Source organism: Moritella yayanosii (assembly GCF_900465055.1).
Lineage (GTDB): Bacteria > Pseudomonadota > Gammaproteobacteria > Enterobacterales > Moritellaceae > Moritella > Moritella yayanosii.
The window spans coordinates 1,611,994-1,638,390 of the sequence record NZ_LS483250.1 but is presented as its reverse complement, the minus strand read 5'-3'; the positions used below and the strand labels follow the sequence as shown (position 1 = coordinate 1,638,390).

The following is a 26,397-nucleotide window of genomic DNA, read 5'->3' as shown; positions in this document are numbered from 1 at the left end:
CCGTGTTAGAAAGATACAAAACCGGGCCAGTTTACTCGAAAATGACTGAAAAGGGGGATTAACAATGATATTAACGTCAGTGGTTACTGCTTTATCGTCCTATTTTATGAGATATTTATGGATATGCCAGTTAACAGTCATGCAAACTATCATGCGCATTTTTATCAAGCACACGTTGAAGCATTAAGAACAAGTATCAATGCAGAGCTGGGTTTGTATGTTGGTAACTTCAATACTAAACCAGTAGGGCCGCATCCACAGTGGAGTTTTCAGGCATCGTTCACTGCTGACGACTTTGATGTATTTGTGTCTTGGTGTATTGAACACAGGCAAGAGATTTCGGTATTACTCCATGCAGTAACAGGCGATGATTTACGCGATCACACTGAGTAAGTGCAATGGCTAGGCGCGCCCATCACACTCGATTTATCGCGTTTTTAGTATTTAAAGAGCAAGAACATTTATCTTTAAAACAATATATTGAATCGAAAGTCCAAAAAGCCTACCATGAAAATGTCAATAAAACTTAAACAATATACATTTATACGGAGTCTAAATATGAACAATGATGACCTTAAAAATTTATTAAACAGCATTCAATCTGAAGTAAATAATGATGCTACATCAGGTAAAAATACAACTACTTATCAATTATCAGATGAAGCTCTTACTGAAAAAGTGCTTGATGGACTTGCTGAAAAATTAACGGGTTACAAAGACGTCAGAATTGACGGTAGCAATTTAATTCTGACTCATGCTGACCAAGAAGCTTAACTGTACCACTATAAACTTAGCTTCTACCAAATATGAGGTCGTTTAACGACCTCATATTTCCTCCATTATTAGGACGACATTTCTAGTTATGCATTAGACATTGAAAGTTAATGCTCATCTCATACTATTCCCTGATTGCCTGCTTTACCCACAATTCGATACACTGCTGCCCATTAACAATTTGTAAGATATTGACCTGTATCATTAGTGTTATTTCACTGACTCCAATGGTTAAAGTCGCAAGTGTGGACCATGGATGTTAACGCAACATAGAAAGGATTAAGGGATATGAAAAAGTTGATGGTGCTTATAGCCGCGATTGCATTTGTGAATCATTATAATCCAAGCCTACTTAGTTTTATTTGGCAAAAGGACGGGGCGTTTAACGCCAGTGGCACTGCTAAAGCATTGTTGTTCGTGCATAGCGAATGTGGTGCGCCTTGTAACGCTGCGTTAGAGCACCTTAAAAGCAAATCGATAAAACATGATGTGATAGACCTAAAAGACAATGCCGACGGTAGAAAGCTATTACTGAGATATGTTGATAGTACAACGCTACCGGTATTGGTGGTGGGCAATAACATCTATAACGGGTTTAATGCACGTAGCTACAATGAGTTTCTGTACGAGATAAAAGGTGACAGCATTTTTTCTTGGCGAGATAAGCGTGTTTATAAGCAACATTTTAATGAGTTTAATCAACCTAAGGTGGTGATTTACAGTGCTCGAAGCTGTGCTCGCTGTAGCGATCTTCGCGATGATTTTGATTCATATGGTATTGAATATATTGAATGGGATATTAATAACAACAGTGAAGCGAAAATCCGTTATAACATTCTGGCGCGGGCATATGGTGGTTCAAGTGATGCGTTGTTGTATGTGGGCACAAGGCGGATAGAAGCGTTTGAGGTTGTTGGTGTATTACAAGCGATAGAAGATTTGATGTGAGAGTCCATCGCTAATTAAGCGTAATTAGCGATGGTAGTAAGACGTTGCTTATATCGGGGAGATATTAAGCGTCGTCTTTTTCTGATGCTTCTGATGCTTCTGATTCATCAGATTCGTCTGACTCTTCAGCACTCTCTTCAGCATTCTCTTCAACGCTTTCTGAAACGAGGCGAATGCGACGTGCGTTACGTTCGATTTGGTTTTGTAAGAAACCTTTTAATTCAGTTTCAGCCCAAATTTTTGCTTCTTCTTCTGAAGCAAAGCCCGCTTGGCTTTTTGATACAACTGTTTTTTTAGATGTGATTTTTCTCACGATTTCAGCAGTCCAAGAACCGTCTACTAATACCAAATTAAAATCGTACTTTTTACCTTTAGCCATGTGTCTATTTCCTAGCGATTATTCAGTGTTATATACCCAAGCTACTTTATCAGAGATTAGCTCAGGTAACTTTTTGTGCTTTTTCATTCTACTTAATCATCGCGATACGTTTTGTTATCAACACTGCATAAAGAGAAATGAACTAGAGGGCGGGATTCTAGGCTAAAATCACAAAAATACCAGCAGTTAATTAAATTCATCACTACATTTTAGTATAAAGCAGCGATTATTAGCCATTTTTGGTAAAGAAGGGTAATTTTAATAAGCCGGACTTGTGATATTTACTGATTATCGGTAAAAAGAGACTCTATGACGAATTCAACCATAAGCTTAATCATAAAAAATATGCGCATCACTAAACCAACAAACAATGCCAATATCAGCCTGCTATTAATAGTCGTGTTTTTGATTGCTTGTATGGTTAACAATGCTTACGCATTTAATCAGCCTATCTCTAGTGGTAAACCGTTGAGTGCGACAACGACTGTTGAACTTTATAATGCCAGTTATACTGATAACCGTGATGGTGTTTGTAAGTTGACTGAGCAGCTGTTGCAAAAAGCCAGTACCCACATGGATGAACTGGTCATGGTCATTTTGATGATCATGCTGTTTAGTCATTATTTCACGGGCCAGACGCTTAATATTACCTACCTCACCAATACATTTGTACCCTCGCAACGCCGTCATCTCATCTTGTGTAAGTTCGACGAGTAATATTCTGTATACCCAAGTTACTTCAAGATGCTATATCTTGGACATAAATAAAGACGCGATTAGTTAATAACTATTTGATATTACTATTTGAACTTAAAGTTAAGTCTTTTCTGTAACTCAGGTATATTAATGAATTATTATGATCATCTATAAATAAGATATGTGAGACTGCTTTTGACAAGATAAGCATTCGGCATAACCTGTTTATTGACAACCGACTAAATGCAATTGGTATTGAAGTATCGATAAGATGACTTTGAGTACTTTTTGGAGACATGATTTGAAGACAATAAAAACCTTATTTGTAACTTGTTTACTGTTTATTTCGGCGAGTATTTCGGCGCAAACAACAGGTTGGTTACAAGAACCATCACACCCACCAATTCAGTTACGCTTTATGCTGACAGGGCAAGTGGATACAACCACTAACACAGTATCCGCTGTACTTGAAGTCAAGCTTTCTGGCGACTGGAAAACCTATTGGCGCTCGCCGGGTGAAGGTGGTATCGCCCCAAGTATTGATTGGCAAGATTCGACAAACCTTGTGAACAGTGATTGGCAGTGGCCAGTACCCAAGCATTTCTCATTGCTTGGATTAGAGACTTATGGTTATACCGATGCGGTCAGTTTTCCCATGCAGTTACAGTTCGAAGACATTAATAAACCGTTAATATTAGCGGGTACATTAACCTTATCTTCGTGTACAACTATTTGTGTGTTAACGGACTATGATATCAACATGTCGGTTGATATTCAAAACTTGCAAGCGGATGCTGACGCGATGTTTTTATATAATAAAAGCATCACTCAAGTACCGAAAAAAGTGGATGATAATAACGCGATCCAATTAGTATGGGATCACGCTAACAGTCAATTACAAGCGACAATATCTGGTTATAACTGGGGCGAAACCCCGACATTATTGATCGATGGCGACTTAGACACGGCCTTTAAATTACAGACGGTAGAAGAGTCAGCTGATAGTTTGATTGCGGTATTTAACGCCAGTAGTTGGTTGGGTGAGATTGAATTAATCGATAAAACGTTAAACTTAACCGTCATCACGTCAGATCAAGCGTTAGAGTTCTCGACGCCTGTTATTGCAGGGCAAGTCGCTATTGCAGGCCCGTCTCTGATCGGGATCGTACTGTTCGCTTTATTAGGCGGTTTGATCCTCAATATAATGCCGTGTGTATTACCCGTTCTGGGCATGAAATTGAGCACGATTATCGATGCGCCAAGACTCGAGAAAGGTAAAATCAGACAACAATTTCTTGCTTCTGCAGCTGGTATCATCGTGTCGTTCTGGTTACTTGCCGTTTTCATCTTTGCATTAAAAGTATCAGGTCAAGCGATAGGTTGGGGTATCCAATTCCAAAGTCCTTGGTTTATTGCTGCCATGGTTGTGATAACCGCCGTGTTCTCATTAAACATGTTAGGCGCATTTGAATTTAGTTTATCGTCAAATGTACAAACGAAATTAGCCACCGCAGGTGATGACAGTAATCGTGGGCATTTCTTGCAAGGTATGTTCGCGACATTACTCGCCACGCCTTGTAGCGCACCATTTTTGGGTACGGCGGTTGCTTATGCATTGGGTGCTGATACGGTAACCTTATTTGTTATCTTTACTGCCTTAGCGATTGGTATGGCTCTGCCGTGGTTGTTAGTTGCCACGTTCCCAAGCCTTGTCAGTCTATTACCTAAACCTGGCCGTTGGATGGGCTCAGTAAAAACGGTGTTTGCTGGCTTATTAATGCTGACTTGTTTATGGCTAGTGACCTTGCTGTCTAGTTTCTTACCTACGCTGGTTATTTATGGTCTGTTTAGTGTTGTTAGCCTGATATTCATTGGTTTTATGATAAAACTTAAAGGTAAACGCGCAGTACTTATCAGCGTCAGTGTTGGTTTGTTGCTGGGTAGTGCTGTCGCGCTAGCGGCGTCGTTAACAACGAGTAAATGGTCAAATGGTTTACCTGAGGACTTAGCTTGGCAAGCACTGGATACCGTACGAATCGAACAGGAAGTTCAAGCCGGCAAGACGGTATTTGTGAATATCACCGCTGATTGGTGTATTACCTGTAAAGCCAATAAGATCGGCGTGATATTGCAAGACCCAGTATACAGTAAATTGCAAACAGAAAATGTGGTGCCGATGGAAGGTGATTGGACTGTTCGTTCTGAAAAAGTGACAAATTATTTACAAAACAATGGCCGTTTTGGCGTGCCATTCAATATTGTTTATGGGCCTAAGGCGCCAAACGGTATACCACTGCCGGTCATTTTAAGTGACGATGCTGTGATGAATGCAATTAAGCAAGCGAGCGGCGAATAATCATGAATTTCTGCCCTGCGTGTATACGTGGGGAATGACGATTCGGAAAACAAATTTAATAGATAGGAATAACAATGAAAACGAAATTATTAGCACTTTCCACCACTATCTCTGCCGCTATTTTAGCAACACAAATGGCGTGGGCAGCACCTGAACAAATGGATATGACGGCTGTACAACAAGACAAGTTTAACCAAATGGTGAAAGATACCTTGGTAAACAACCCTGAGATTTTAAAACAAGCGATTATTGCGCTACAGGCCCATGAACAGAACAAAGTGAAAGCCCTGCAAGAGCAAAGTTTAGGTGATAATCACGCAGCCTTGTTTAATAATAAAATGGATCCGTGGATGGGCGCTGAAAACCCAGAATTAACCATTGCTTATTTCACTGATTTCAATTGTCCTTACTGCAAGAAAATTGAGCCATTATTAGATCGTTTAGTTGAAGAGTACCCAGAAGTACGTGTGGTCTATAAATTGGTCCCTATCTTAGGTCCAAGTTCGAAAGAAGCAACTGATTTAGCCTTAACAGTGTGGGAAAATGAACCTGAAAAATTTGCTGATCTACATAAAATGTTAATGTCGCGTCCAAGTCGTTTAGACAGTGGTGCTATCGCCAAAGTGGGTAAGATAACCGGCACGGATGAATGGTTAGATAATACGGCCGCGAGTGCTGAAACGACAATTGAAAGTAGTATGACGTTGATGCGTGAGTTTGGACTAAGTGGCACGCCGGGTCTTATCTTTGGTGATCAAATTATCGGTGGTTTAGTGCCTTATAGCCAACTAGAGAAACAAGTTAAAGCGGCACTTGCGGCTAAACGTAAGCAATAACAACCGAGTCTACCAATGGCATTGGATCAATCACACATTATTGAATGCAGTTGGTATTAATATTGGTATGTGTATGACCAAAGGAAATGATTAGATGAAGCAACGACTACTTGGTTGGATAAAACAATTAGTAATATTTATGTTGTTAGCGCTGGTTATTACCACTGCTGTCGATGTATGGCGTGGCAAAGACTTTCCTAAAGATAATATTCCTGCGTTAGTTGGGACGACATTGTCGGGTGAAACGGTCGATATTGCTGAGCTAAGTAAAAATCAAGCAGTGGTTGTCTACTTTTGGGCAACCTGGTGCCCTGTGTGTAGCTTTGTTAGCCCTGCTGTTGATACCTTGTCGGAGTACTATCCGGTGGTTACTGTGGCATTAAGCTCTGGTGAAGATCTGCGGGTGAAAAAATACTTACAACATCATGAGTATGACTTTGATGTGATCAACGATAAAAACTATGAGCTGGGCAGCGACTGGCAAGTAAAAGTAATCCCAACCATCTTAATTATTAAAGATGGCGAGGTTAAGTGGTTTACCACCGGATTTACCAGTTTACCTGGGATCTGGTGGCGTTTAATGTTGAGTATGACATTGGCGACTACCCAGTAAAAAACCCCATTTTTCACTCTGTTCTTAATGATACCAGTCCAAGGATTACCTTGTTGTATTGTTTCCCAAAGGTCTTTAAAGGCCGCGGGTGGCATGTTGATTTTAATTGCCATCGCCTCCAGCTTGGGTATGAACAACCCTAGTTATAAATTGGTAATATGAGAGGCATTAGTAATAGAAACCCAATTGTTGCGATCTAGATCTTATAAAGTATATTATATTCATGGAATTATGCGGTGCTAGGCATCAGACAAAAAGCGCTTTAGTCATGCTATGAAGATAATAGTTTTACGCCTTTCAATACCGAGACCGTATAACCGTATTGATTTTGATAAAACTTAGAGATAAAACCACTGATGTAAATGTATGATTTCTCAGTAATCGATTGGCTATGATTAAATTGCACCACGCGACCGATATCATCTTTACCACGTACATCGTAGCGTTTAGTCACGATTTGGTACTTGCAGCTATTAACCGTGATACGACAACGTACATAATCCCCCAGTTTGCCTTTTAAGCGTAAAGTTTCGCTAATATTGCTGCCATCGTTATGTAGTGTTAGTTTTTTATTCGTGGCTAGTGGTGATTTATGACTTAACAACCCTTGGTTGTTAACAATGTAATTCGAGATGATTAATGCCGCTGTGGCGAGTTCATTTTCAGCCAATACACTTTGCCCACACAGTTGTTTTAACTTATCGTTTAAGCTGGTTGATTTCATTTGTTTGGTATACAAAATGGCTTTTTCAACAAACTCAAAACTCAGGTCTTTAGGGTATGATGATGTTTTATAGCGCTGAGCCGCTTTGTTGTAACTCGCATGCTTAAAGTCATGATGAAACTGGATCGCGTCTTGTTTACTGACAAAGCCATGTTGGCGAATTTCGTCTTCGACAATTGCTAGGTATAAACGTAGCGGGGCACCGGATGAATAAGCTTGACTAAATACACTGTTTTGCAGTTGTTCAAGATGCTTAACTAATGCCGGTAGTTTTTGTAAATAATGCACAAATGGCATTAACTCGGGTAAGCGTTTTTTTACACACGTTAGATGCGCGCAGAAGTCACCCTGTTGCGGATGGCTAAATATCAACCCCTGACTGCGATTCGTAGTGGTATTGCAAATGCTGCAAATGCGGGTGAAACCTGGGTTTTTTAATAAGTTGATTGGTTGCGCATATGCATTTATCGCATAGATATTTTTGTTATCAGTGATATCATAATAGGCTTCGATAATATAGCGCGCGTCACTTTGTTCTAATAGTTCTAATGTAATTTCATAACCTTGAGCCGTCACCAGTTGGTCGGCTTTTTTTACGGTCAGCGTCGAGACTGGATTAACAGTAACAAAGTCTGAAAAAGCAAAGGAATCAAAAGGTGCAAGTAAGTCTTCTATGGTAGACTTTAGGTTAGCGTATTGCTCAGTTGTAATTAAATATGGCATTGTGGTGTTAAACAGTTATGAATAGAAAAATGGAGAGCACATACTTTATCGTGCCCGATCATATCGCGCAATCATCATCACTTTCTGATGCTGGATTTCGCTTATTAGTATGGATGTTATGTAAAAAGAATAAAGATCGTATTGCGGATTTTTCGCGTTTTTCGCTGCAATCTGATAAGCAGCATAGCATTACTGAACTGATTAATAAAAACTATCTTCAGCAAGATGATACAGGCTTGTACATCAATAATGCCATTATGTATGAAGACTTTAAAGAACAGGCCGCAGCGCCAGTGTCAGCCGTGGATCCAAGTCTGCAATATTTCCAGCAGGTCTTTGACTTGGTAGCTGAGTATTCCCAGAAACGGCTGAATTTTAATAATGGTAAATTCCGGGTGCGCTGTGATGAATTTATGCGCGAAGGCTTTACTATCGAACATATTAAAGTGTTATGTATTCAGCTGAATAGTCGTAATCCAGTCTTTGATTGGTATGAACTTGATAGTACAGAATTACAGCATATTAAGGATGTATCAACGGTTAATCGAGTGAATGCGCCCGCTAGTATTAAGCCGACGAATAACCCCGCCTCTGAAGCGCGCCAGCCTTTTCAACCAACGCTTAGCCGCCAAGGCGTTAGGCATATCCAAAATCAAAGTGGCTTTATGCCAAGTTACCATCAAATTAGGCAAGATCCACAAAAAATGGCGGATATTAAACAGGTCTATGACTATTGGTTTCGCTCGAAACATTTACAGCAATCACAATATATTGTACCGAAACAAGCCCATTTCGAGAAGTTGTACAGCTTATTAATGTTGCATTCTATTGCAGAGCTCAAGCGTGCGGTAGATGGGGTTGACCATCGTCGTGACTTGGTGAATAAGGGTCGTAATTTTAATGATATTTTTACTAACTCGGGCAATATTGAGAGCCTGATTAGTTTAGCGGATAGTATGGAAGTCAGCCAAGCTGATTCTCCAGCGTTACGCATTTTTAATTATTGGCTTGAACATACCCAGACTGCGGTCGGCATTAATTTACGTATGACCGCAGAGCAACGTGATAAGTTATTACTGCGCTTGGAAGTATTCGCCGAAGCTGATCTTAAATTAGCGATTGATGGTGCCCAGGTTGACCCCTATTATCAATCGGTTAACTTTGCTTTTAGTCTATTATTTAAAGATGATACCAGTGTGCATAGCCTGATATCATTAGCATTGAATGGTAAGCAAAATGTGTCGAAAGCCAGTCGTAAAGATAGCAACTTAAATAAAGCCTTAGCTGATATGGGGATCAGTAAGTTAACCGTAGGCATGACCGCGCAGAACGGCGGACAATCACGACCTGTGATGAATGAGCGAACGGTAACACAAGCGCCATTAAAAACATTACCAGCACACTTTATTGATCCGGGTTTTACCGACGGTGATGATTAACGCATTTAAACACTAAATTTTAATAGTAGGGCGTATGGAACAAACAATTAGTTTAACTCAGCCACAAACAGAAGCGATTGCGACTATGTACACCATGCTTGCAAGTAGTTTTCCATCATTTAATTATGATTATGATTCGGCGCAATTCAATATCTGGAAGCTGACATTTACAAAGTATGCACCTGAGGCGGTCATCAAGGTTGCAGAGCAGATCCCAACGTTGCGTCGTAGCAATGGCTTACCTTATGAATTCCCGCCAAGCTTGCCGGTTGTCGCCGATATGATCATGCGCGAGTCTATCGTATTAATGGGCCATTCCGATCACGATAAAGCGTATGAGCGTTTGTTCAAATTTAAACGTAAGAGTCCGGCGGAACGTGCGGCTACTGGGGATGATTTTGTGTATACCCTATATCGCCAATTAAACAATTATATGGCGATGGACGTTGATAAATTCCGCCCTATTTTTACCCGTGAATATTTAAAACTGGCCGATGGCGTCACCAAAGGCACCACGGTGTTAGACCAAATACCACTGGCGATTGAGAGTAAATAAAAAATTTTAGTGGTGCTAACCTCATTTTTGTATATCCCTGCTTTACTTAGTTTATTAGGTCAATAAGCAGGGATGTTTAATGATAGATCTCAATACCGTTAACCGACGTATACAAATACTATTAAGTTTGATACTAACCCTTGTGGTTGGTCTATTGTGGTATAAGACCAAAATGTGGTTAGTGCCTGCGGTATTTGTGGTTACGCCGTTAGTGTTGATTGCGTTGTTAAGGTTCCCATTTTATATTGTCATTACCTTTATTATATTTTCCTATTTTCGTATTCATGAAGCCTTTCCGATACTGATCCCCCTACATATTCCTTTGGCATTTTCGTTAGCGTCATTTTTTGTATTGGGCTGGCATATATTCTTAAGCAATAATATTAAAATATACTGGTCGATAGAACTGACTTTAGTTTGCCTATTTTTAGGCTGGGCGACGTTTGGGATTATGTTTGCTTATAATCGAGGTGCCGCGTATAGCACTTTTAGTGGCGTATTAAGTAAAGTGTGGGTGATGACGATCGCGATCTGTTGGCTGATACGCAGTATCCATCACTTTCGTATTGCCACTTATTTATATGTTGTCGCTGGCGCGATGATTGGATTAAAAGCAATTAGCAATAAGCTCAACGGAATTGGGCTTGTTGAAGGGACGCGGGTCACTATTTCTCGAAATATAGGGTCGTTAATTGGTGATCCGAATGATTTGTCACTTGTGCTGATGTTCCCCATGTCGTTTACCTTATCTAATGTACTGCAACCGAGCATAGGTAAAATACACCGAGCATTATTAGCGGTCGTGTATGTTATTTTATTTTGGGCCATTATTGCCACGCAAAGTCGCGGTGGGTTAATGGGGATCATGGCGGTAACGGGCTATTTTGCGTTTAAGCGTATCAAAAACAAGGTATACGTATTAGCTGGTGGCGTGATGTTATTGCCTATTTTATTAGTGATGGCGGGGGTTGCTGATCGTGCGTCAGGTGGTGCTGCAGAGAGTGGCGTTGATGAATCCGCAATGGGTCGTATTTATGCGTGGATGGCCGCATGGGGAATGGCCGTACACAACCCCTTTACGGGCGTAGGCATAAATAATTTCTATCTTAATTATTATTTATTTAGTCCGCATTGGGATGGTAAAAACCATGCTGTCCATAGTACTTGGTTTCAAGTATTAGCTGAAACGGGCTTTGTCGGATTAGGACTGCTTATTACCCTTATTACGCTGCTGTTTAGACGGTTGTGGCGGACTGAAGTTGAGAGCCGGGTGTTACCTATGAATGAACGTAATACTATTGTGACCTGTAACGATGGTATTTTTGCTGGGTTGATAGCGTTTTGTGTGGCAGGGACATTTTTGACTCAGGGTTTTACTTGGCCCCTGTATATCTTATTATCGATGACTGTGGCTTTAGCTAAAATATTATCGGAAAGACTCGCCGATGAAGATCTAACTAAAGGAGTCAAAGAAACTGCAAATTAGTGATAAAATTAACCTCATGAGTTAAATAATACGGGGGTTTGTGCTATGTTTTCCCTACTGTTTTTTATTGAGTCTATCTGCATTGCCTGATTATTATTTTTCTACCTTCGCACAGCTATTAGGGGCAAATTGTCGCACCTTATCGTTTCGACCAGAAGGTGCTGTGTTTACCACGAAACAGCAACAAATTTACCACTATACTTGGGCAACATTTGAGCCACGGCTGAAACATTACCGAGGATCATTTTTTGATACCTTAGTGGTGTCTTGGGAAAATCAACGGGTGCGGTTAAATGGTATTGCCAAGACGGAGGTCGCTGGGCTTATTGATGATTTGTATTTCTATGCATTAACGGGGAAAGAAGCCGATATCCTCGAATTATATCAGCAGCTTACACAGGTGATCGAACAGGGATATATACCCTATTCAAAATGGATTTTTTTACAAACCCAGCTAGCACCTTGGGCTGATTGGTTGGAAATATTACCGACAATTAACAAAGTCCCTGCTGCACTTAAATTACCTTTAGCGCGTTTACGTTTTTGGCAGCAAAGTAAGGTCGAAAATTTAGATAAATATAACCAAGCAGTGATGAATAAGCACAAGCAACGTTATAAAAGCTTGTTTGATGGCCTTGAACGCCACCCACTGACTGATCAACAACGTGATGCCTGCATTGTCGCTAATGATGCAAACTTGGTATTAGCGGGCGCAGGGTGTGGGAAAACCAGTGTAATGTTAGGGCGCTGTGCTTATTTATTAGAGTCACAGCAAGCAACTGCCGATTCAATCCTGATTTTAGCGTTTGCCAAAGATGCTGTCCAAGAGATGAAGACAAGACTTGCCGAGCGCTTACCCAATGCCAAGATAACCGTGAAAACCTTCCATGCCTTAGCGTTAGATATTATTAAGCAGGTGGATAACGAAAGGCCGAAAGTCAGTAAGTTAGCCAGTAGTGATAGAGCCAAGCAGCAGTTTTTCAAACAAAGCATCACTACACTATTGCTTGATGAAGACTTTAATGCCTTGTTTAGCGAGTATTGTTACGCGTATGTCGCTTGGTTTGGCAAATTTCCTGAGGATAAATATGAGGCCGAAGTGAAGCGGTTATTAGCAGGTAAGGGCGGTTATAAAAAACTGTTAAGTCAGCTGGCCGAATTGACTATGCAGTATAAAAATACCTTAACGGTAACATCTGAGCAAAAATTAAAAGCGTTACCTGATACCGACTTCGCCGCATTAACACATGAGATTGTGGTGATTCTGCTTGCACATTACCAGCATGATTTAGACGACAACAATGAGATAGATTTTGATGGCATGCTCACTAAGGCAAGTGATTATGTGTGTGATGGTCAATTTAGCTCTCCTTGGTTACATATTCTTGTTGATGAGTTTCAGGATATTTCGCAGGCGCGCGCAACCTTAGTTAGACACTTACAAACCCAGCACGATGACAGTAAGCTATTCTGTGTTGGTGATGATTGGCAGGCTATTTATCAATTTGCAGGTAGTGATATTGCGGTAACAACGCGTTTCAGTGATTATTTTGGTATCACCAGTACATTACCACTTGATACCACGTTTCGCTTTAACGATCAGATCAGTGCGGTTGCCAGTAAGTTTGTGATGGCGAATCCAGAGCAAATGCATAAACAGATAACCACGCATATCCAAGCTAAGAAAGCCTGTATCCAGATCAACTATTATCAGCTTGGTAACGATCATAACAGTAACAACAAGCAAGATGATGCAGCGACATTATTGCTAGAAAAGAAATTAACCCAATTAGCGGCGGCTAATAAAGGTGTCAGTAAAGGTCAAAGTAAAGGCGCAGGCCAACAACAATCGGTGCTCTTACTGGCTCGTTTTAATTTTCAGTTACCGGATAGCAAGACGCTGACGGCATTATCCACACAATATCCGCAGTTAGATATAAAATCAATGACGGTGCACAGTGCGAAAGGGCAGGAAGCCGATAATGTCATCGTGTTAGCAATGGAAGCGGGAGAGCATGGTTTCCCTTGTCATAAACGTCGTCATCCATTTGCGCAAATACTACAACCGGAACCCTCAGGTTTCCCTGATGCTGAAGAACGCCGACTGTTTTATGTTGCGTTAACCCGCGCGCGTCAGCAAGTATATTTACTGTGTAATAAAGACAAGCCATCGGCGTTTATTGAAGAGCTGCTGGCTGGCGATTACGCCATCACCATCGCAAAGTAAAGTAGGACTGCGGTTGTTAATCGCGCTGATTAATAGCGGTTAGCTGGCTTCAGCTTCAAGTTTACGCTGGAAGTCTTGTTGTACGATAGCTAATGCTTTCACGACTGTTTCTGTCGGCATCTGGTTTTCTTCCAGTAATTGGATGAGATCGACTGCTAGTTTTATATGTTTTGGCGCGTTTTCTAGCGACATGATAAAGAATCCTTCATTATTGTAGTAACTTATTTAATAGGTTTACGTCTAACACTGAATTTAAATTAATTAAGATCTTTCTTTTGTTCATAGCGTTGTAATTGCTGGCGAACTTTTACTGTCGCGGTTTGACAACGCTGTAACCTTAGCTTCGTTTGCTGCAATTGAACTGAGTCGCTTTGCTGATCTATCATTGCTTGCAAACGGCGTTCATAGTCTATTTGTTGCGCTAGTTTTTGATATAAATAGTGTGATTTCTGCAATAATTTTTTCGCGATCACATCGTAATTCTTCGGTTCTTCTTTTACTTCACCGCGTCTAAAATTACACTGTTGTAATACGCCGTTAATCGCTCTAAATTGATGCGCTACCTTTTCTAATAATACTTGTTCTATTGATAACGTATCGTTTGACGATGATATTGATGGAGTATCAAAAGAGTGCTGCAAACGGGTCATACTTTTTTCTAATTCGGCCACGTATTGATGAATATCGTGATTTTTATTGATGAATAACCCTGGATAGAACAAGGCGCGATCACGTAATTTATAGTTGATCGTCGCGGTGTGATTCGAGTTGACTTGCTTACTCAACGCACTCAGCTGTTGAATACGCTGAGCGAGTTGGTTTAGCTGTTGCTGCTGACGGTTTATTGTAGCCATGCTTGATAAGCCAGTTTACAAGCGATAATGATCACCACAGTAATAAATAATGGGCGAATGAATTTAGCACCAAAATGAATAGCGGTATGCGCACCAGCAATAGCGCCTACCATAATACATAGCCCCATACTTAAACCCAGATACCAATTGATATGACCAAGATAAATAAAAGTCAGTAGTGAGGTAAAGTTACTGGTGAAATTCATTGCTTTAGCAACGCCCGAAGCAAATAAAATATTGAGTTTGTACAATGCCATTGTCGACACAGTCCAAAATGCACCGGTACCAGGCCCTGCTACACCGTCATAGAAACCAATAATACAACCCTGTAAGCCCTGTTTCTTGTGCAGCGCGGGATTATCATCGGGCAAGGTTTCACCAGTATGTTCTTGGGTTTTGCTAAAGATAGAGTAGATAGCCGTAAAGATAATAATCACCGGTAATAACTTGTCTAGCCAAGCCGTGCTGATGACGTTAACGACTAGGGTTCCGCATATTGCCCCGATGGCTGTGAATATAAATGATCGCCACCAAAATTTGGGATTGAACAAACGCTTCTTATAGAAGGTAATAGCTGCAGCGCATGAGCCAAAGCTTGCAGCCAGTTTATTGGTACCTAATGCCAAGTGTGGTGGTAGGCCGGCACTGAGTAATGCGGGCACTGTTAATAAACCACCGCCGCCAGCAATAGCGTCAATGAAACCAGCAACTAATGCAACACTGCATAAAATTATAAAAACCGAAGGTTCTAAACCAAACTCTAACATCAAAATTCTATATTTCTTTTATAAGGGGGAAGCGAATTAAGTAATGCTGGTCCATAGCGTTTACTAATAACTCGACGGTCAAGTAGCGTGATTCTACCAGAATCTTTCTCTTTTCTCAGCAATCGGCCACAAGATTGGATCAATTTTTTACTGGCTTCGGGTACCGACACTTGCATAAACGGATTACCGCCCGATTTGGTGATCCATTCTGACTGCGCTTCCTCTACTGGCGAGGTGGGTACTGAGAATGGGATCTTAGTGATAATTAAATTGGTGAGCAGGTCACCGGGTAAATCAAGCCCTTCAGATAAGCTGCTAGTACCAAATAAGATACTGGTTTTATTGGCTTTGACATTTTCGGCGTGTTTTTTTAATTGCTCGCTGCGGGAACTTTCTTTTTGTACCAATAGCTCGAGATTAGTGGTATTACGAATAATTTCTGCTACTTGGTTCATTTGACGATAGGAGCTAAACAACACCAATGAGGCTTTTTTGTCTGGTAAGAAGCTAGGGAGTTTTTCACCTAATAATTCAGTGAAGCCTGGTTCATTTGGTGTCAGTGCTAAGTTAGGGATATACAGCTCTGCTTGTTCAAAATCAAACGGAGAGTCGAGTTGCAGATGCTGGGTTGATTCATCATTCAATAGGCCAACTTGGCGGCGGAAATAATTAAAATTACCGAGTGAGGTTAATGTTGCTGATGTTAGGATCGCGGCACCGCAGCGTGACCACAGCATATTCTCTAGCTTATGGTCCACATCAATCAAGCTCGCAGCAAAGACATGATCATCTTGGCGGCTGTCGCTTTTCTCAACCCATTTTGCCAGTGGTGTCCCTTTGGTTTCTTTAATCAGCATGTTCCACACTTGATGGAGATTTTCGATACGCTGTAAGTAGATACCAACCTCGGCAATGAGTTTGTTAGCTTTGGCTTGCGGCAATTGATCTTGCTTTAATTGTTCAGCTAAAATATCAATGATTTTCGCGGTTTGGCTAACACCACGTTTGGTTTCATGGTTCATGTTTGCCGCTAATTCAGCCAATGCTTCAGGCAGTTCACCATCGGTAAATCGCCACGAATCATTGCTAAATCGATTGTCATTGGCCGCCATTAAACTGTGGATCTTGGTAAGCTCTTTATTGATGCTATTGATTGAGCTGAGCAGTTTGGTGACCGGATCAGATATCTCACTTGACGCAATGGCTTGGGTGAGTTGGCGCATTGCTATTGCCATGGTTTGTAACCAAGCTTTAGTACCTAACACTGACGCATGTGCTGACGAGAAGTCTCGCGTAATGCGCGGTAAGTGATGGGCTTCATCAAGTACGTAATAGCAGTCTTCAGGCTTGGGTAAAATAATCCCGCCTCCGAGCTCTAAATCGGCCAATAATAATGCGTGGTTAACAATGAGCACATCACATTGGTCTAAGGCTTCACGTGCTTTATGAAACGGACAGTTACGGTGTACACTAAATGATTTACTGCAACTATGACGATCTGAAACGACTAATTGCCAGATATCATCGGGGATCTGAGTTGGCCAGCTATCGATATCACCTTGCCATTTTCCTGCTGCGTAAGCGGTAAATAAGCGCTTGATAAGTTGTAAGTCACGTTTTTTTGGAATCGTCGCTAAGTCAGCAAGCAGTTCCATTTGATCGTCGGCTTGGGCAAGCATCGCCAGTTTTTGTTCACAGCAATAACGTTGGCGACCTTTTACCAAGGCAAATTCAAATTTCAGTCCAGATTGACGGCGAAAGAAAGGTAATTCTTTGTGCAATAATTGTTCTTGTAAGGCGATTGTGGCGGTCGATATGACTAAGGTCTGTTTCGCTTCGGTAGCGAGTGGCACTCCTGCAATCAAATAAGCCAATGATTTACCTGTGCCAGTTCCTGCTTCTGCAATAATCAAACGGCGGTTTTTATCATAATGACCAGCGAGGGTTTTTGCCATTTCAGCTACAAGGATATTTTGTGATCGTCGGACTACGAAGTCAGGTAGTGAATCACGGATGTTTTGATAAACATCACGAATCGCTTTTTTACTCTTATCTGAAAGCATGTTTACTCTTATCTGAAGCGTGCTTATTGTTTCTGCAAGCACGATTTAAAGCCAAGGTTATTAGCATGTATTTTAGCGCAATTATTAAATCTGTATAGATATTAAGTTGAGGAACACTGATAAAATTACAGTAGTTTGCAAAAATATCGACTTGCGGCTTGATTACCTCTTACAAAGCTTACAAAACTGACAAATTAGAGACGGAAAGCTTATGTTTCGTTTTATATGATGGCGTTGTTATTTATACGTCATAGAGCAAAGGAATTCATATGAATAAATTCGTCAGTATCACAGTATTGTTAGGGTTATTATTGACTGGCTGCAATAGTTCAGATGACAGTGGTTCATCAACAAGTTCGGGCGGTAAAACACCGTTATTCACCGTTTATGGTAATAAAGCCTATATGAATGGCGAGATTAATAGCGATATTGTTGCACAGTTAAATACGATGACCGCTGCAAACCCACAGGTCGATACTATTGTGATGGTGCAAGTGCCCGGTTCTAGAGATGATGAAGCGAACTTAAAAGCGTCATTGTTAGTACGCAGTAAAAATTTAAAAACCATGCTACCTGCCGATGCCATGATCGCTTCGGGTGGAACCGATTTTTTCCTTGCTGGTGTAGAGCGTATTGTTGATCCGAGTGCTCGAATCGGTGTACATTCTTGGGCGGACGGGAGTGGTACAGAAGGTAAAAACTTACCGACGAGTCATCCTGAGCATCAACGTTATTTAACGTATTATAATAAAATTGGCTTTGATCCAAGTTTTTACTGGTATACGCTAAATGCAGCGAGTGCTAATGATATTCACTGGATGAGTGCAGCAGACATTGCCAAGTACGACATTGCAACACGCGAGATGACAGCCAACGAACAGGCTAACGTGTTTGCTGTGCCAAGTCAGTTTGGCCAAGCGGCTACTGATTTATTTGATCGCTATACTTGGGTTACAGCACCCAATGGTAAAGCGATTCATATTTTCGCTCAATCAAAGGTATCTTTAGCACAATTACTTAAAGCTCGAAATACACTTGAGTTTTATTTAACCGATACCGCGACAGTAAAGAAAACACTGGTCGCAAACAGTATGGGTAATAGAGGGGCGTCATTATTTATTTTTAATGATGAACCAGCCTCAGAGCAAGCCATGGAAGGGGAGTTTGGTAATAGTAAAATAGCGAAGTTTGGTCAGGATTTATACGCGACCGAAATTTTTGTAGAAGGTGATAGCCGCTACTTGGCTGCGCCATCATCTGCGCGTGATGCAACCTTTGAAGAAGTATTACACTTGACTCAAGCGCAAGGTATAGCACCTGCGATGGCATCATTGCAAAAGAAAATCGCGGACCAAGCTGAGGTCGCGTTAACAAATAAAGTGTGGAACCCAGAAGTGGACCAACTAGCAGAGTGGCGTGCTGAAGGTGACTTGGAAACGGGCAATAGTATTTCTCATGAATATTTTGCCGCCATAGTTGAAGCATATTATGGTATGTGGGCACGATTACCCGTGGGTATGGATGGTTACACGGGCAATTCACGTGCATTACAAACGGCGCGTGACAGCAACGGACAGAAAATTATTGCTGAATTTTTACCTGAATATATTCCAACGACCATGGATATCGACCCTAGTTTTGCAGCGGGTAGTACTTTCTATCTGGATTATGACGCGGCATTAAGTTATACCGCCAAATCACAATATTTGCAGTCTGTACGTTTAACGGGTACCAATAACAGCCATATCTCAGGCAATAGCCAAAATAACTTCTTGATGGGTAATCAAGGGGATAACAAAATTGATGGTAAAGGCGGCGTAAACACGTATAAAGTTGATGGTTTACAATCTGAGTTTGACGTTAATCCTGATGGTATGGGGTTCTTGATACAAGATAAGGTCAATAACCGCAATGGTACGGATAAATTGATGAATATTCAGAAAATTGAATTTAATGACAGTGAGCTAAATTTACCGAGCGCTTAAACACTTGGTTGCCCTGTATTTTACTTATTTATAATGACATAAGGTTTCGTTGAACATGTTAGAAAATGACCAAAAACACATTTTAATTGTTGAAGATGATTTAGAGATTTGTCGCCTTCTCGACATGTTTTTACGCAGTAAAGGATACCAAGTATCGCTCAGTAATAATGGCATTGATGGACTCTCGGATATCGCCCGGTTGCAACCCGATCTCGTGGTATTGGATATTATGATGCCAGGTATGAATGGTATTGAAGTGTGTAGGCAAAGTCGTGAGCACTATAGCGGGCCTATTATTATGCTCACCGCTTGCAGTGAAGAAATATCCGAGGTTTCAGCCTTAGATACGGGCGCCGACGGTTATTTACACAAGCCGCTGCGACCACACATTTTGTTATCGCATATCGAAGCGTTTTTACGCCGTGAAAACAGAACTAAGAACAACAATAGTGCGCTGAATCATACCGGCAGTTTAACCATTGACACCTTGAAACGCTTGGTGAAGCGTGATGGTGAAGAGGTTATTTTAACGGGTGCAGAATATGAAATGTTAGCATATTTAGCCAAACAAGCTGGGACGATCGTCAGTCGTGATGAATGTTATCGCGCACTTAAAGGTGTTGAATTTGATGGTCTAGATAGAGCCTTGGATATGCGTTTATCAAGCTTACGGAAAAAGATAAAAGATGATGTGGCACCGTATCAAATTATCAAAACAATTCGTTGTAAGGGTTATCTGTTTGTTAAGCAATGATATGTTTCCCGAGCTGAAGAAATTCATCAGTGAAAACTCGCCGAATACACTTTTTTTCAAGCTGTATATAAGTGTGACCGCTGTCATTATTGGCAGTATTGTCCTTGTTAGTATATCGATGGATTATTACTACGAGAACCTTGATGATATTACCTTTGTCCATGATGCGAGTTTTGCGGCTAAGTTACTTGATGATTTTGTCGAAGATACCGAACGCTGGAATATGGAGGTTGATCTATTGAGCCGATTTACTGGCTTTACCATTGAAAATATCTCGATGAAACAAGCATTACTCTATCATCAACAACATGAGTTATTAGAGGTGGTTGATATAGAACCCAATAAAAAGTATCCCCCGTTACCTGCTGGAATAGGTAAGTGGGGGGTATTTGTATACAGACATGATGAGGGAAATGATCTTCTTGCCGTGATCCTTCCGCATAATGATGGACTATTACTCATCATTGATAGTTCTGAAGCTATGTACCCGATAGACGGGCCTGAAGATTGGGAAGATGATTATGCGGAGTTATTTCTATTAGGTTTTATCTTTTTAAGTATCGCTTTAGTACTGTATTTGACCGTTAGAAATATATCTAATCATGTCTATCGCTTAAGCGCTGCTAGTTTAGCGCTGGCAAAGGGGGATCTAGATACCCGAGTCAATGATAAAATTCCCGCACCTTTGGATCAAATGGCAGCAAGTTTTAATAAAATGGCTGAATCGTTGCAGCATTCGCAGCACCAACAACGTGTAATGGCGAATGCAATTGCGCATGAACTTCGCACCCCATTAACGCGAATTCAATTGGTGATGGGTTTATTAAGTGATGAAGAACATAGCGAGTATACGACGGAATTACATCGTGATTTAAGTCGTTATTCGGTCGAAATGGAAGCTTTGGCTAATGATATTTTAATGTTACAAACGATTGAACATAATCCATCGTCAATAAATAAGACCATTGATTTAAGCGGGTTGATGACGTCACGTGAAACTGAATTTAAGCGCCAATATCCACATTTATGCATTACATCTAGTGTTGATTTGGTGAGTGTTGATGGCAATCCGCGCTACCTTCAGCTTATTATTGATAATCTCGTCAAGAATGCCTGCTTATACGCAGACTCACGCGTGAAACTCACGCTTAAAAAGCATGCGGCTTATTGCTGTATTATTGTTGAAGATGATGGCGATGGGATTTGCCCACTGCAACGTGAGCAAGTATTAGATGCATTTACCCGTTTAGATAACAGTCGAAGTCGGCAAACGGGTGGTTTTGGTTTAGGTTTAGCGATTGTGAATACGGCGGTTAAAAGCATGAAAGGGGAAATCGAAATTAAAACCAGTGAATTGGGTGGGGCGTTGTTTGTGGTGACATTTAAGCACTCAAACTGACGTTGAGTGCTTACATTAAACGATACCTTGTTAATTGTTCACTGTTAACTCAACAGTACGCAGTTCGCGTCGTAGAATTTTGCCAACCGCTGTTTTTGGTAATTCACCTATAAACACAATTTGCTTCGGCACCTTGTATGCAGTTAAAAATTCTTTACAGTGAGCAATGACATCTTGTTCTTTAAGATCTTGGTTGTGTTGAGATTTGACAATAAAGGCTTTAATGGCTTCACCGGTTTTCTCTGATGGTACACCAATCACGGCGGCTTCTAAAATACCCGTGTGATTGGATAAGATCTCTTCAACTTCATTAGGATAAACATTAAAACCAGATACGATGATCATGTCTTTTTTACGATCAACAATTTTGTAATAACCATTGTCTAATTGTTCTGCAATATCACCCGTTTTGAAGAAACCATCATCAGTCATGACTTCGGCAGTTGCTGCTTCACTACGCCAGTAACCTTGCATCACTTGTGGACCGCGAACTGACAATTCACCTGCTTGACCCGCGGCGACTTCATTATTATTGTCATCAAGTAGCTTAATCTCAGTGCCAGGTAAGGCGGCACCAATAGAGCCTACTAAGGTTTCGCCTGGGCGATTGAAGGTAACAACTGGCGATGTTTCGGATAAGCCATAACCTTCACAAATGTCGCAGCCAGTCACTTCTTTCCATATCTTGGCCGTTGAGCTGGTGAGTGCGGTGCCCCCCGAGGTTGTGATTTTTAAATGGCTGAAATCTAATGCTTTAAATTCAGGCTGGGTACATAAACCAACAAATAAGGTATTTAGCCCTGAAATAGCGGTGAATTTTACGTTTTTTATGGCATTTACAAAGCCTGGCATATCACGCGGATTGGGAATTAATACGGTGTGAGCACCTGTACTGAAGTACAGTAATAAGGTGATGTTAAATGCATAAATATGGTACAGCGGTAATGGCGATATCAGTATTTCTTCGCCTTCTGCGATCTCGTTGGCCAAACGATGCTTGGTTTGAATGGTATTACTTAATACATTGCGATGGCTCAGCATTGCGCCTTTTGATAAACCTGTGGTACCGCCGGTGTATTGTAAAATGGCTAAATCATCAATGTGGTAAGCAACGGGTACGTAAGGGTTATTTTCACCGAGTGCAATAGCATCAAGTAATGAAATGGTGTCTAGTTGCGTAGAGCCTTGTTCTTGTGGCTCGAGTAAGTCTGCTGGGTGGGTAGTAATAATTGTCTTGATGTTGGTTTCCGGTAGTACTTTCTCTGCGGCGGGTAGTAGGTCAGATAAGATAACTAATGCAGTGGCTTCAGAGTTGTTAAATTGATGTAACATCTCTCTTGGGGTATATAGCGGGTTGGTATTGACTAATACTAATCCTGCGCGAGTTGCACCATAAGCAACAATCGGAAATTGGGTAATGCTTGGCAATTGGATCGCAATCTTATCACCGGGTTTTAGGTCAGTATGGTTTTGTAAATAAGATGCAAAGGCAGCAGAGAGTTGATCAATCTCTTTAAAGGTAAGGGTTTTACCTAAGCAGGTATAAGCAGGTTTATTCGCATATTCTTCACATGTGTCTTGTATCAAATCAGCAATACAATTGATTCCATTCAATTCGATTTTTTCTATAGCAGTATTCGATAACATATAATTCTTCCTATTCCATTAAGTTGGGTTGTGATCATTTAACTGCAATTTATTTGAATTATAAATTTAAACAGTCGTATGCTTTATTATATTACTGTTGAATTTTTGGATTGCCACGATCAATACGATATTTTTATAAATAGGTTAACTGGTAGGTTTAGTCGAGATGCATTTTAAACGTCAGCTAAATAGCAGGTTTAGCCGTTAGCAACTAGGCTCTTATATATCGTTTTAATTTAATGCACACAGCATATGCTAGACAATAGGTAATTTTTATGACTAAGGTTATGATAAACACTATGTTTATACTGTTTTTTATTTATCCATTGCAGAGTTTTTCTAAACAACAAGTGGGTATATTTTTGGGTAGTCCTATGTCAGGTTTTCAGTATCAGCAGGATAACTTACGATTCTCTTTAGGAATTAAAGACTTTGGCTTTGCGGTTGATCAGACTTTCAGTGTGGCAACATTATTGAATAAATCTAAATTGGCCCCTCTATATGTTTTCTTAGGGGGCCAAATTGTTGATCACCATAAGCATAAAATAGCAGTGCGCTCTGGTATTGGTTTTCAGCAGCCATTTGAGCAAGTGATATTTTATGGCGAACTTGGCCCGAGCTTGTATGTGCTGGAAGATGTGGATATTAAGTTAGAAGCGAGCTTAGGCATAAAAATAGACTTTTAAGCATACTCGCTGCAAAGGTTATTCAGCATTTTATAGTTAATGTATCGATATTATAAATCGAGGTACATTAATGCCGGAATGAGGAGAATATTGGCTGCAACGAGATAGCTGGCCAAGGTAAATATTTTTTTTACCTTGTTGCAACGATAAATAAAATATTCGTCAAAATGATGCAAATGTTCATTGCGGCGAATGTAATGGAATAGTTGCATTTGTTTGCTGTAATTGCCCTCAGTATTAAAAAAAACGCGTCCATTAACACGTTGGTAAAGTAGCGGATCAATATCTTTCATTCGATATAATAGGCAACGTAACGAGGACACCGCCCGTGCGACATTGATCAGGGTAATAATGGAAAATGCGATAAAGATGAGATCACTATTATTCATATAATACTCCTTAGTGAGTGCTTCCATCGTGTCCAACTGATAGCTCACCCTACTTTAATGAGTTTAATATAAATTCTAATTTTCGGTAGCCGTAAACCTGAAAAGGAGCGTTAATATTGTTTAATAGCACTATTTACGGTAAATAATGCTGAATGGAATTCTGGGTGTGATTGTCGTGCTGCAATCGTGAAACGATAATCTTGTCCTGCTATTGGGTTATACGAGCGAGCTTGGTATATGTCCATATTATGGTCGATATTAGCGAAGGGAAGGTGAAACGAAATGGCGCTGGTTAGCTGGGGCAAGAGTGCGATAACGAAGAAAAAGAATACTGTGCAATTCTACGTCGCTCATGACATTAAATAGCATTAGATAAACTAATGTATTCATAGGTAAAAAAGTACGGTATCAATACTGTGTTTTTGCTTGTGATCGTGTGTTTTCAAGATTATTATTCCGCCTGAAATGCAGAGTAAGATATTGCATATATGGATTTAGCCTGTCACCAATCTTTACATTATCAATCCAACTAGAGTTTATCTCTAATTATTGCGGTTTTTAGCCTTAATCACCGTTTTATATTCGTATATTATTATGAGGGTATGGTTGTGCGACAACAATCGTCTTCTGCCAATATGGCAAAGTTACTATTTCTAATTATTATTCTGACCGCTGTTGGGCAAATGACACAAACGATGTATGTGCCATCAATTGTTGCAATGGCCAGCGATTTTGCTGTTCAACCTACGTATCTACAGGCTGTTATGGCTGCTTACTTGATCCCTTATGGGTTATCACAGTTTATTTATGGACCATTATCAGATCGCATTGGCAGACGTCCTGTGATCATGGTGGGTATGCTGATATTTTTACTCGGTACGTTAGGGGCGCTGTTTGCATCGTCTTTTGAATTGTTTCTATTAGCCAGCTTTATCCAAGGTTCAGGAACGGGTTGTGCGGGCGCAATGTCGCGAACGGTCACACGTGACTGCTACGATGGCGCAGCGCTGCATAAAGCCAATAGCTTAGTGAGCATGGGGGTGATCTTTTCACCGTTATTGGCGCCAGTTGTTGGTGGGTACCTGTCAATGGCGTTTGATTGGCATGCAAGTTATGTATTTCTATTGGTTTTTGGCGCGATGGTCACATTAGCTATGTTTGTGATGTTTGATGAAACATTGCCGAAAGAAAACCGTCGTAATGAACGCGTTTGGACAAGTTATAGTTATGTACTGAGTAACCGTCAATTCCAAGGGTATGTATTTTGCCTGATTGCGACATTTGCGGGTATTGCCGTATTTGAAGCGGCGGCTGGGGTATTACTGGGTAGCGTGTTAAAACTCGATCCCACCACAGTAAGTTGGTTGTTTGTATTACCACTGCCGGGGTATTTATTGGGTGCATGGTTATCAGCCACGTTATCGGCGCGACTCGGTCAACGTCATCTATTTAATATTGGCATGGCGGCACTGATCATTGGTGCCTTGATTATTTTTATACCCGGTATTGCAGAACTTGTTACTGTGGTATCGCTGATCGGTGGTGGGTTTGTGTCGTTTATTGGTGCTGGCATTATATTCCCTGCAGCAACGACCGCGGCTATTCAGCCTTTCCCACATCATGCTGGCACAGCGGGCGCTATTTTAGGTGGTATGCAAAATTTAGGTGCGGGTCTTGCGACGCTAGCTGCATCTTTAATGGGCGCAAAGGATCAATTTAACCTTGGGTCTGTGATGCTGGTGGCTGCGGCCTTAGTGGTGATTAGCCTACTTTGGGTGCGTCGTCGCTTCGCTAATGATGCTGCAATGACACCAAGCTTATAAAAGAATACAGCGGGAACAGGAAGTTCCCGTTTAAATTAATGTTCATGTTCTCGGTAATGAGGATCGGTCCAGCAACGTGGCAGCTCTTCGCCTGATAGGAAAAGCAAATCTGATTTATTAAATGATTCAGGGTCTTGCTGTTCTTCACCAACCTGATAACGACCTAATACAGTATTATGGAATAGATTAGTAAGGTCATCTTGTCCTATCACCTCTATCATATCGTTATTGCCTCTATGTTTAAAAAACATGATTCGCTCCACTCATTAGTTG

General features: G+C 40.8%; 25 protein-coding genes. 16 read left to right on the top strand and 9 right to left on the bottom strand.

Annotation, left to right across the window (positions count from 1 at the left end):
* Nucleotides 1–117: 117 nt before the first annotated feature.
* The 3 genes from MORIYA_RS07450 to MORIYA_RS07440 all read left to right on the top strand — a co-directional run bounded on the left by MORIYA_RS07450 (nt 118) and on the right by MORIYA_RS07440 (nt 1,722).
* Entirely contained in the window at nt 118–393 is a 276-nt protein-coding gene (locus MORIYA_RS07450; protein WP_112714014.1) for a DOPA 4,5-dioxygenase family protein, read from the top strand.
* 165 nt (nt 394–558) lie between these two features.
* The gene (locus MORIYA_RS07445; protein WP_112714012.1) at nt 559–774 is read left to right on the top strand and encodes a hypothetical protein; all 216 of its coding nucleotides are present in this window, start codon (nt 559–561) and stop codon (nt 772–774) included.
* Between the two features lie 288 nt (nt 775–1,062).
* The gene (locus MORIYA_RS07440; RefSeq protein ID WP_112714010.1) at nt 1,063–1,722 is read left to right on the top strand and encodes a glutaredoxin domain-containing protein; all 660 of its coding nucleotides are present in this window, start codon (nt 1,063–1,065) and stop codon (nt 1,720–1,722) included.
* Between the two features lie 64 nt (nt 1,723–1,786).
* Here the strand turns inward: MORIYA_RS07440 and MORIYA_RS07435 are convergent, their stop codons facing one another.
* Nucleotides 1,787–2,101 carry a DUF3622 domain-containing protein gene (locus tag MORIYA_RS07435; RefSeq protein WP_112714008.1) on the bottom strand — a complete coding sequence of 105 codons (315 nt, stop codon included), beginning with the start codon at nt 2,099–2,101 and terminating at the stop codon, nt 1,787–1,789.
* Between the two features lie 309 nt (nt 2,102–2,410).
* Between MORIYA_RS07435 and MORIYA_RS07430 the strand changes: the two genes are divergently transcribed.
* From MORIYA_RS07430 to MORIYA_RS07415, 4 genes are all read left to right on the top strand, one after another.
* Nucleotides 2,411–2,818: a hypothetical protein gene (locus MORIYA_RS07430; RefSeq protein ID WP_232011553.1), complete on the top strand. Its 408-nt coding sequence runs from the start codon at nt 2,411–2,413 to the stop codon at nt 2,816–2,818.
* Nucleotides 2,819–3,098: 280 nt separating this feature from the next.
* Entirely contained in the window at nt 3,099–5,153 is a 2,055-nt protein-coding gene (locus MORIYA_RS07425) for a protein-disulfide reductase DsbD family protein (RefSeq protein ID WP_112714006.1), read from the top strand.
* 74 nt (nt 5,154–5,227) lie between these two features.
* Nucleotides 5,228–5,989 (top strand): DsbA family protein, encoded by a 762-nt coding sequence (locus tag MORIYA_RS07420; RefSeq protein WP_112714004.1) that lies wholly within the window; start codon nt 5,228–5,230, stop codon nt 5,987–5,989.
* Between the two features lie 94 nt (nt 5,990–6,083).
* Nucleotides 6,084–6,602, top strand: coding sequence for a protein disulfide oxidoreductase (locus tag MORIYA_RS07415; protein WP_112714002.1), 519 nt, complete (start codon nt 6,084–6,086; stop codon nt 6,600–6,602).
* Between the two features lie 271 nt (nt 6,603–6,873).
* Here the strand turns inward: MORIYA_RS07415 and MORIYA_RS07410 are convergent, their stop codons facing one another.
* Entirely contained in the window at nt 6,874–8,049 is a 1,176-nt protein-coding gene (locus MORIYA_RS07410) for a hypothetical protein (RefSeq protein WP_112714000.1), read from the bottom strand.
* 17 nt (nt 8,050–8,066) lie between these two features.
* Here MORIYA_RS07410 and MORIYA_RS07405 point away from each other — a divergent pair, with 17 nt between their 5' ends.
* From MORIYA_RS07405 to MORIYA_RS07390, 4 genes are all read left to right on the top strand, one after another.
* Nucleotides 8,067–9,488, top strand: coding sequence for a hypothetical protein (locus MORIYA_RS07405; protein WP_232011552.1), 1,422 nt, complete (start codon nt 8,067–8,069; stop codon nt 9,486–9,488).
* A gap of 34 nt (nt 9,489–9,522) precedes the next feature.
* The gene (locus tag MORIYA_RS07400) at nt 9,523–10,044 is read left to right on the top strand and encodes a hypothetical protein (protein WP_112713996.1); all 522 of its coding nucleotides are present in this window, start codon (nt 9,523–9,525) and stop codon (nt 10,042–10,044) included.
* Between the two features lie 79 nt (nt 10,045–10,123).
* Nucleotides 10,124–11,530 (top strand): O-antigen ligase family protein, encoded by a 1,407-nt coding sequence (locus MORIYA_RS07395; protein WP_112713994.1) that lies wholly within the window; start codon nt 10,124–10,126, stop codon nt 11,528–11,530.
* Nucleotides 11,531–11,597: 67 nt separating this feature from the next.
* Complete coding sequence (locus tag MORIYA_RS07390) at nt 11,598–13,757, top strand: UvrD-helicase domain-containing protein (RefSeq protein ID WP_174216904.1); 2,160 nt, start codon at nt 11,598–11,600, stop codon at nt 13,755–13,757.
* Between the two features lie 39 nt (nt 13,758–13,796).
* Here MORIYA_RS07390 and rsmS read toward each other — a convergent pair whose 3' ends face one another.
* The 4 genes from rsmS to dinG all read right to left on the bottom strand — a co-directional run bounded on the left by rsmS (nt 13,797) and on the right by dinG (nt 17,441).
* Nucleotides 13,797–13,949, bottom strand: a complete 153-nt coding sequence (gene rsmS, locus MORIYA_RS07385) for a pleiotropic regulatory protein RsmS (RefSeq protein WP_112713990.1) — start codon at nt 13,947–13,949, stop codon at nt 13,797–13,799.
* 65 nt (nt 13,950–14,014) lie between these two features.
* Nucleotides 14,015–14,611: a primosomal replication protein PriC gene (gene priC, locus MORIYA_RS07380; protein ID WP_112713988.1), complete on the bottom strand. Its 597-nt coding sequence runs from the start codon at nt 14,609–14,611 to the stop codon at nt 14,015–14,017.
* Nucleotides 14,599–15,378 (bottom strand): sulfite exporter TauE/SafE family protein, encoded by a 780-nt coding sequence (locus tag MORIYA_RS07375; protein WP_112713986.1) that lies wholly within the window; start codon nt 15,376–15,378, stop codon nt 14,599–14,601. Before MORIYA_RS07375 ends, priC begins: the two co-directional genes overlap by 13 nt.
* Entirely contained in the window at nt 15,378–17,441 is a 2,064-nt protein-coding gene (gene dinG, locus MORIYA_RS07370; protein ID WP_112713984.1) for an ATP-dependent DNA helicase DinG, read from the bottom strand. The genes MORIYA_RS07375 and dinG overlap by 1 nt, the downstream gene beginning before the upstream one ends.
* Nucleotides 17,442–17,710: 269 nt before the next feature.
* Here dinG and MORIYA_RS07365 point away from each other — a divergent pair, with 269 nt between their 5' ends.
* The 3 genes from MORIYA_RS07365 to MORIYA_RS07355 are packed head-to-tail and all read left to right on the top strand — an operon-like array spanning nt 17,711 to nt 21,579.
* The gene (locus tag MORIYA_RS07365) at nt 17,711–19,426 is read left to right on the top strand and encodes a COG3904 family protein (RefSeq protein WP_112713982.1); all 1,716 of its coding nucleotides are present in this window, start codon (nt 17,711–17,713) and stop codon (nt 19,424–19,426) included.
* A gap of 55 nt (nt 19,427–19,481) precedes the next feature.
* Nucleotides 19,482–20,180, top strand: coding sequence for a response regulator transcription factor (locus MORIYA_RS07360; RefSeq protein WP_112713980.1), 699 nt, complete (start codon nt 19,482–19,484; stop codon nt 20,178–20,180).
* Entirely contained in the window at nt 20,167–21,579 is a 1,413-nt protein-coding gene (locus MORIYA_RS07355; protein WP_232011551.1) for an ATP-binding protein, read from the top strand. Before MORIYA_RS07360 ends, MORIYA_RS07355 begins: the two co-directional genes overlap by 14 nt.
* 30 nt (nt 21,580–21,609) lie before the next feature.
* Here the strand turns inward: MORIYA_RS07355 and MORIYA_RS07350 are convergent, their stop codons facing one another.
* A complete protein-coding gene (locus MORIYA_RS07350; RefSeq protein WP_112713978.1) occupies nt 21,610–23,226 on the bottom strand; it encodes an AMP-binding protein in 1,617 nt (538 codons plus the stop codon).
* Between the two features lie 275 nt (nt 23,227–23,501).
* On the opposite strand from MORIYA_RS07350, the gene MORIYA_RS07345 reads away from it, so the two are divergent.
* Complete coding sequence (locus MORIYA_RS07345; RefSeq protein ID WP_112713976.1) at nt 23,502–23,912, top strand: hypothetical protein; 411 nt, start codon at nt 23,502–23,504, stop codon at nt 23,910–23,912.
* A 50-nt stretch (nt 23,913–23,962) separates the two neighbouring features.
* Here MORIYA_RS07345 and MORIYA_RS07340 read toward each other — a convergent pair whose 3' ends face one another.
* On the bottom strand, nt 23,963–24,301 hold the full coding sequence (locus MORIYA_RS07340; protein WP_043994254.1) for a universal stress protein UspB: 339 nt from the start codon (nt 24,299–24,301) through the stop codon (nt 23,963–23,965).
* 602 nt (nt 24,302–24,903) lie between these two features.
* Between MORIYA_RS07340 and emrD the strand changes: the two genes are divergently transcribed.
* The gene (gene emrD, locus MORIYA_RS07335; protein WP_112713974.1) at nt 24,904–26,124 is read left to right on the top strand and encodes a multidrug efflux MFS transporter EmrD; all 1,221 of its coding nucleotides are present in this window, start codon (nt 24,904–24,906) and stop codon (nt 26,122–26,124) included.
* 35 nt (nt 26,125–26,159) lie between these two features.
* On the opposite strand, the gene MORIYA_RS07330 is transcribed toward emrD, so the two are convergent.
* Nucleotides 26,160–26,375: a hypothetical protein gene (locus MORIYA_RS07330; protein WP_006031421.1), complete on the bottom strand. Its 216-nt coding sequence runs from the start codon at nt 26,373–26,375 to the stop codon at nt 26,160–26,162.
* Nucleotides 26,376–26,397: the final 22 nt, after the last annotated feature.

What these genes read in the sequence shown, in the direction of transcription:
- priC (WP_112713988.1), bottom strand. Translation starts at nt 14,611, where the DNA reads ATGGCTACAATAAACCGTCAGCAGCAACAGCTAAACCAACTCGCTCAG.
- MORIYA_RS07375 (WP_112713986.1), bottom strand. Translation starts at nt 15,378, where the DNA reads ATGTTAGAGTTTGGTTTAGAACCTTCGGTTTTTATAATTTTATGCAGT.
- MORIYA_RS07330 (WP_006031421.1), bottom strand. Translation starts at nt 26,375, where the DNA reads ATGTTTTTTAAACATAGAGGCAATAACGATATGATAGAGGTGATAGGA.
- MORIYA_RS07350 (WP_112713978.1), bottom strand. Translation starts at nt 23,226, where the DNA reads ATGTTATCGAATACTGCTATAGAAAAAATCGAATTGAATGGAATCAAT.
- MORIYA_RS07395 (WP_112713994.1), top strand. Translation starts at nt 10,124, where the DNA reads ATGATAGATCTCAATACCGTTAACCGACGTATACAAATACTATTAAGT.
- MORIYA_RS07430 (WP_232011553.1), top strand. Translation starts at nt 2,411, where the DNA reads ATGACGAATTCAACCATAAGCTTAATCATAAAAAATATGCGCATCACT.
- MORIYA_RS07445 (WP_112714012.1), top strand. Translation starts at nt 559, where the DNA reads ATGAACAATGATGACCTTAAAAATTTATTAAACAGCATTCAATCTGAA.
- MORIYA_RS07420 (WP_112714004.1), top strand. Translation starts at nt 5,228, where the DNA reads ATGAAAACGAAATTATTAGCACTTTCCACCACTATCTCTGCCGCTATT.
- MORIYA_RS07450 (WP_112714014.1), top strand. Translation starts at nt 118, where the DNA reads ATGGATATGCCAGTTAACAGTCATGCAAACTATCATGCGCATTTTTAT.
- MORIYA_RS07360 (WP_112713980.1), top strand. Translation starts at nt 19,482, where the DNA reads ATGTTAGAAAATGACCAAAAACACATTTTAATTGTTGAAGATGATTTA.
- MORIYA_RS07365 (WP_112713982.1), top strand. Translation starts at nt 17,711, where the DNA reads ATGAATAAATTCGTCAGTATCACAGTATTGTTAGGGTTATTATTGACT.
- MORIYA_RS07405 (WP_232011552.1), top strand. Translation starts at nt 8,067, where the DNA reads ATGAATAGAAAAATGGAGAGCACATACTTTATCGTGCCCGATCATATC.
- MORIYA_RS07400 (WP_112713996.1), top strand. Translation starts at nt 9,523, where the DNA reads ATGGAACAAACAATTAGTTTAACTCAGCCACAAACAGAAGCGATTGCG.
- MORIYA_RS07435 (WP_112714008.1), bottom strand. Translation starts at nt 2,101, where the DNA reads ATGGCTAAAGGTAAAAAGTACGATTTTAATTTGGTATTAGTAGACGGT.
- emrD (WP_112713974.1), top strand. Translation starts at nt 24,904, where the DNA reads ATGGTTGTGCGACAACAATCGTCTTCTGCCAATATGGCAAAGTTACTA.
- MORIYA_RS07340 (WP_043994254.1), bottom strand. Translation starts at nt 24,301, where the DNA reads ATGAATAATAGTGATCTCATCTTTATCGCATTTTCCATTATTACCCTG.
- MORIYA_RS07345 (WP_112713976.1), top strand. Translation starts at nt 23,502, where the DNA reads ATGACTAAGGTTATGATAAACACTATGTTTATACTGTTTTTTATTTAT.
- MORIYA_RS07415 (WP_112714002.1), top strand. Translation starts at nt 6,084, where the DNA reads ATGAAGCAACGACTACTTGGTTGGATAAAACAATTAGTAATATTTATG.
- dinG (WP_112713984.1), bottom strand. Translation starts at nt 17,441, where the DNA reads ATGCTTTCAGATAAGAGTAAAAAAGCGATTCGTGATGTTTATCAAAAC.
- MORIYA_RS07440 (WP_112714010.1), top strand. Translation starts at nt 1,063, where the DNA reads ATGAAAAAGTTGATGGTGCTTATAGCCGCGATTGCATTTGTGAATCAT.
- MORIYA_RS07410 (WP_112714000.1), bottom strand. Translation starts at nt 8,049, where the DNA reads ATGCCATATTTAATTACAACTGAGCAATACGCTAACCTAAAGTCTACC.
- rsmS (WP_112713990.1), bottom strand. Translation starts at nt 13,949, where the DNA reads ATGTCGCTAGAAAACGCGCCAAAACATATAAAACTAGCAGTCGATCTC.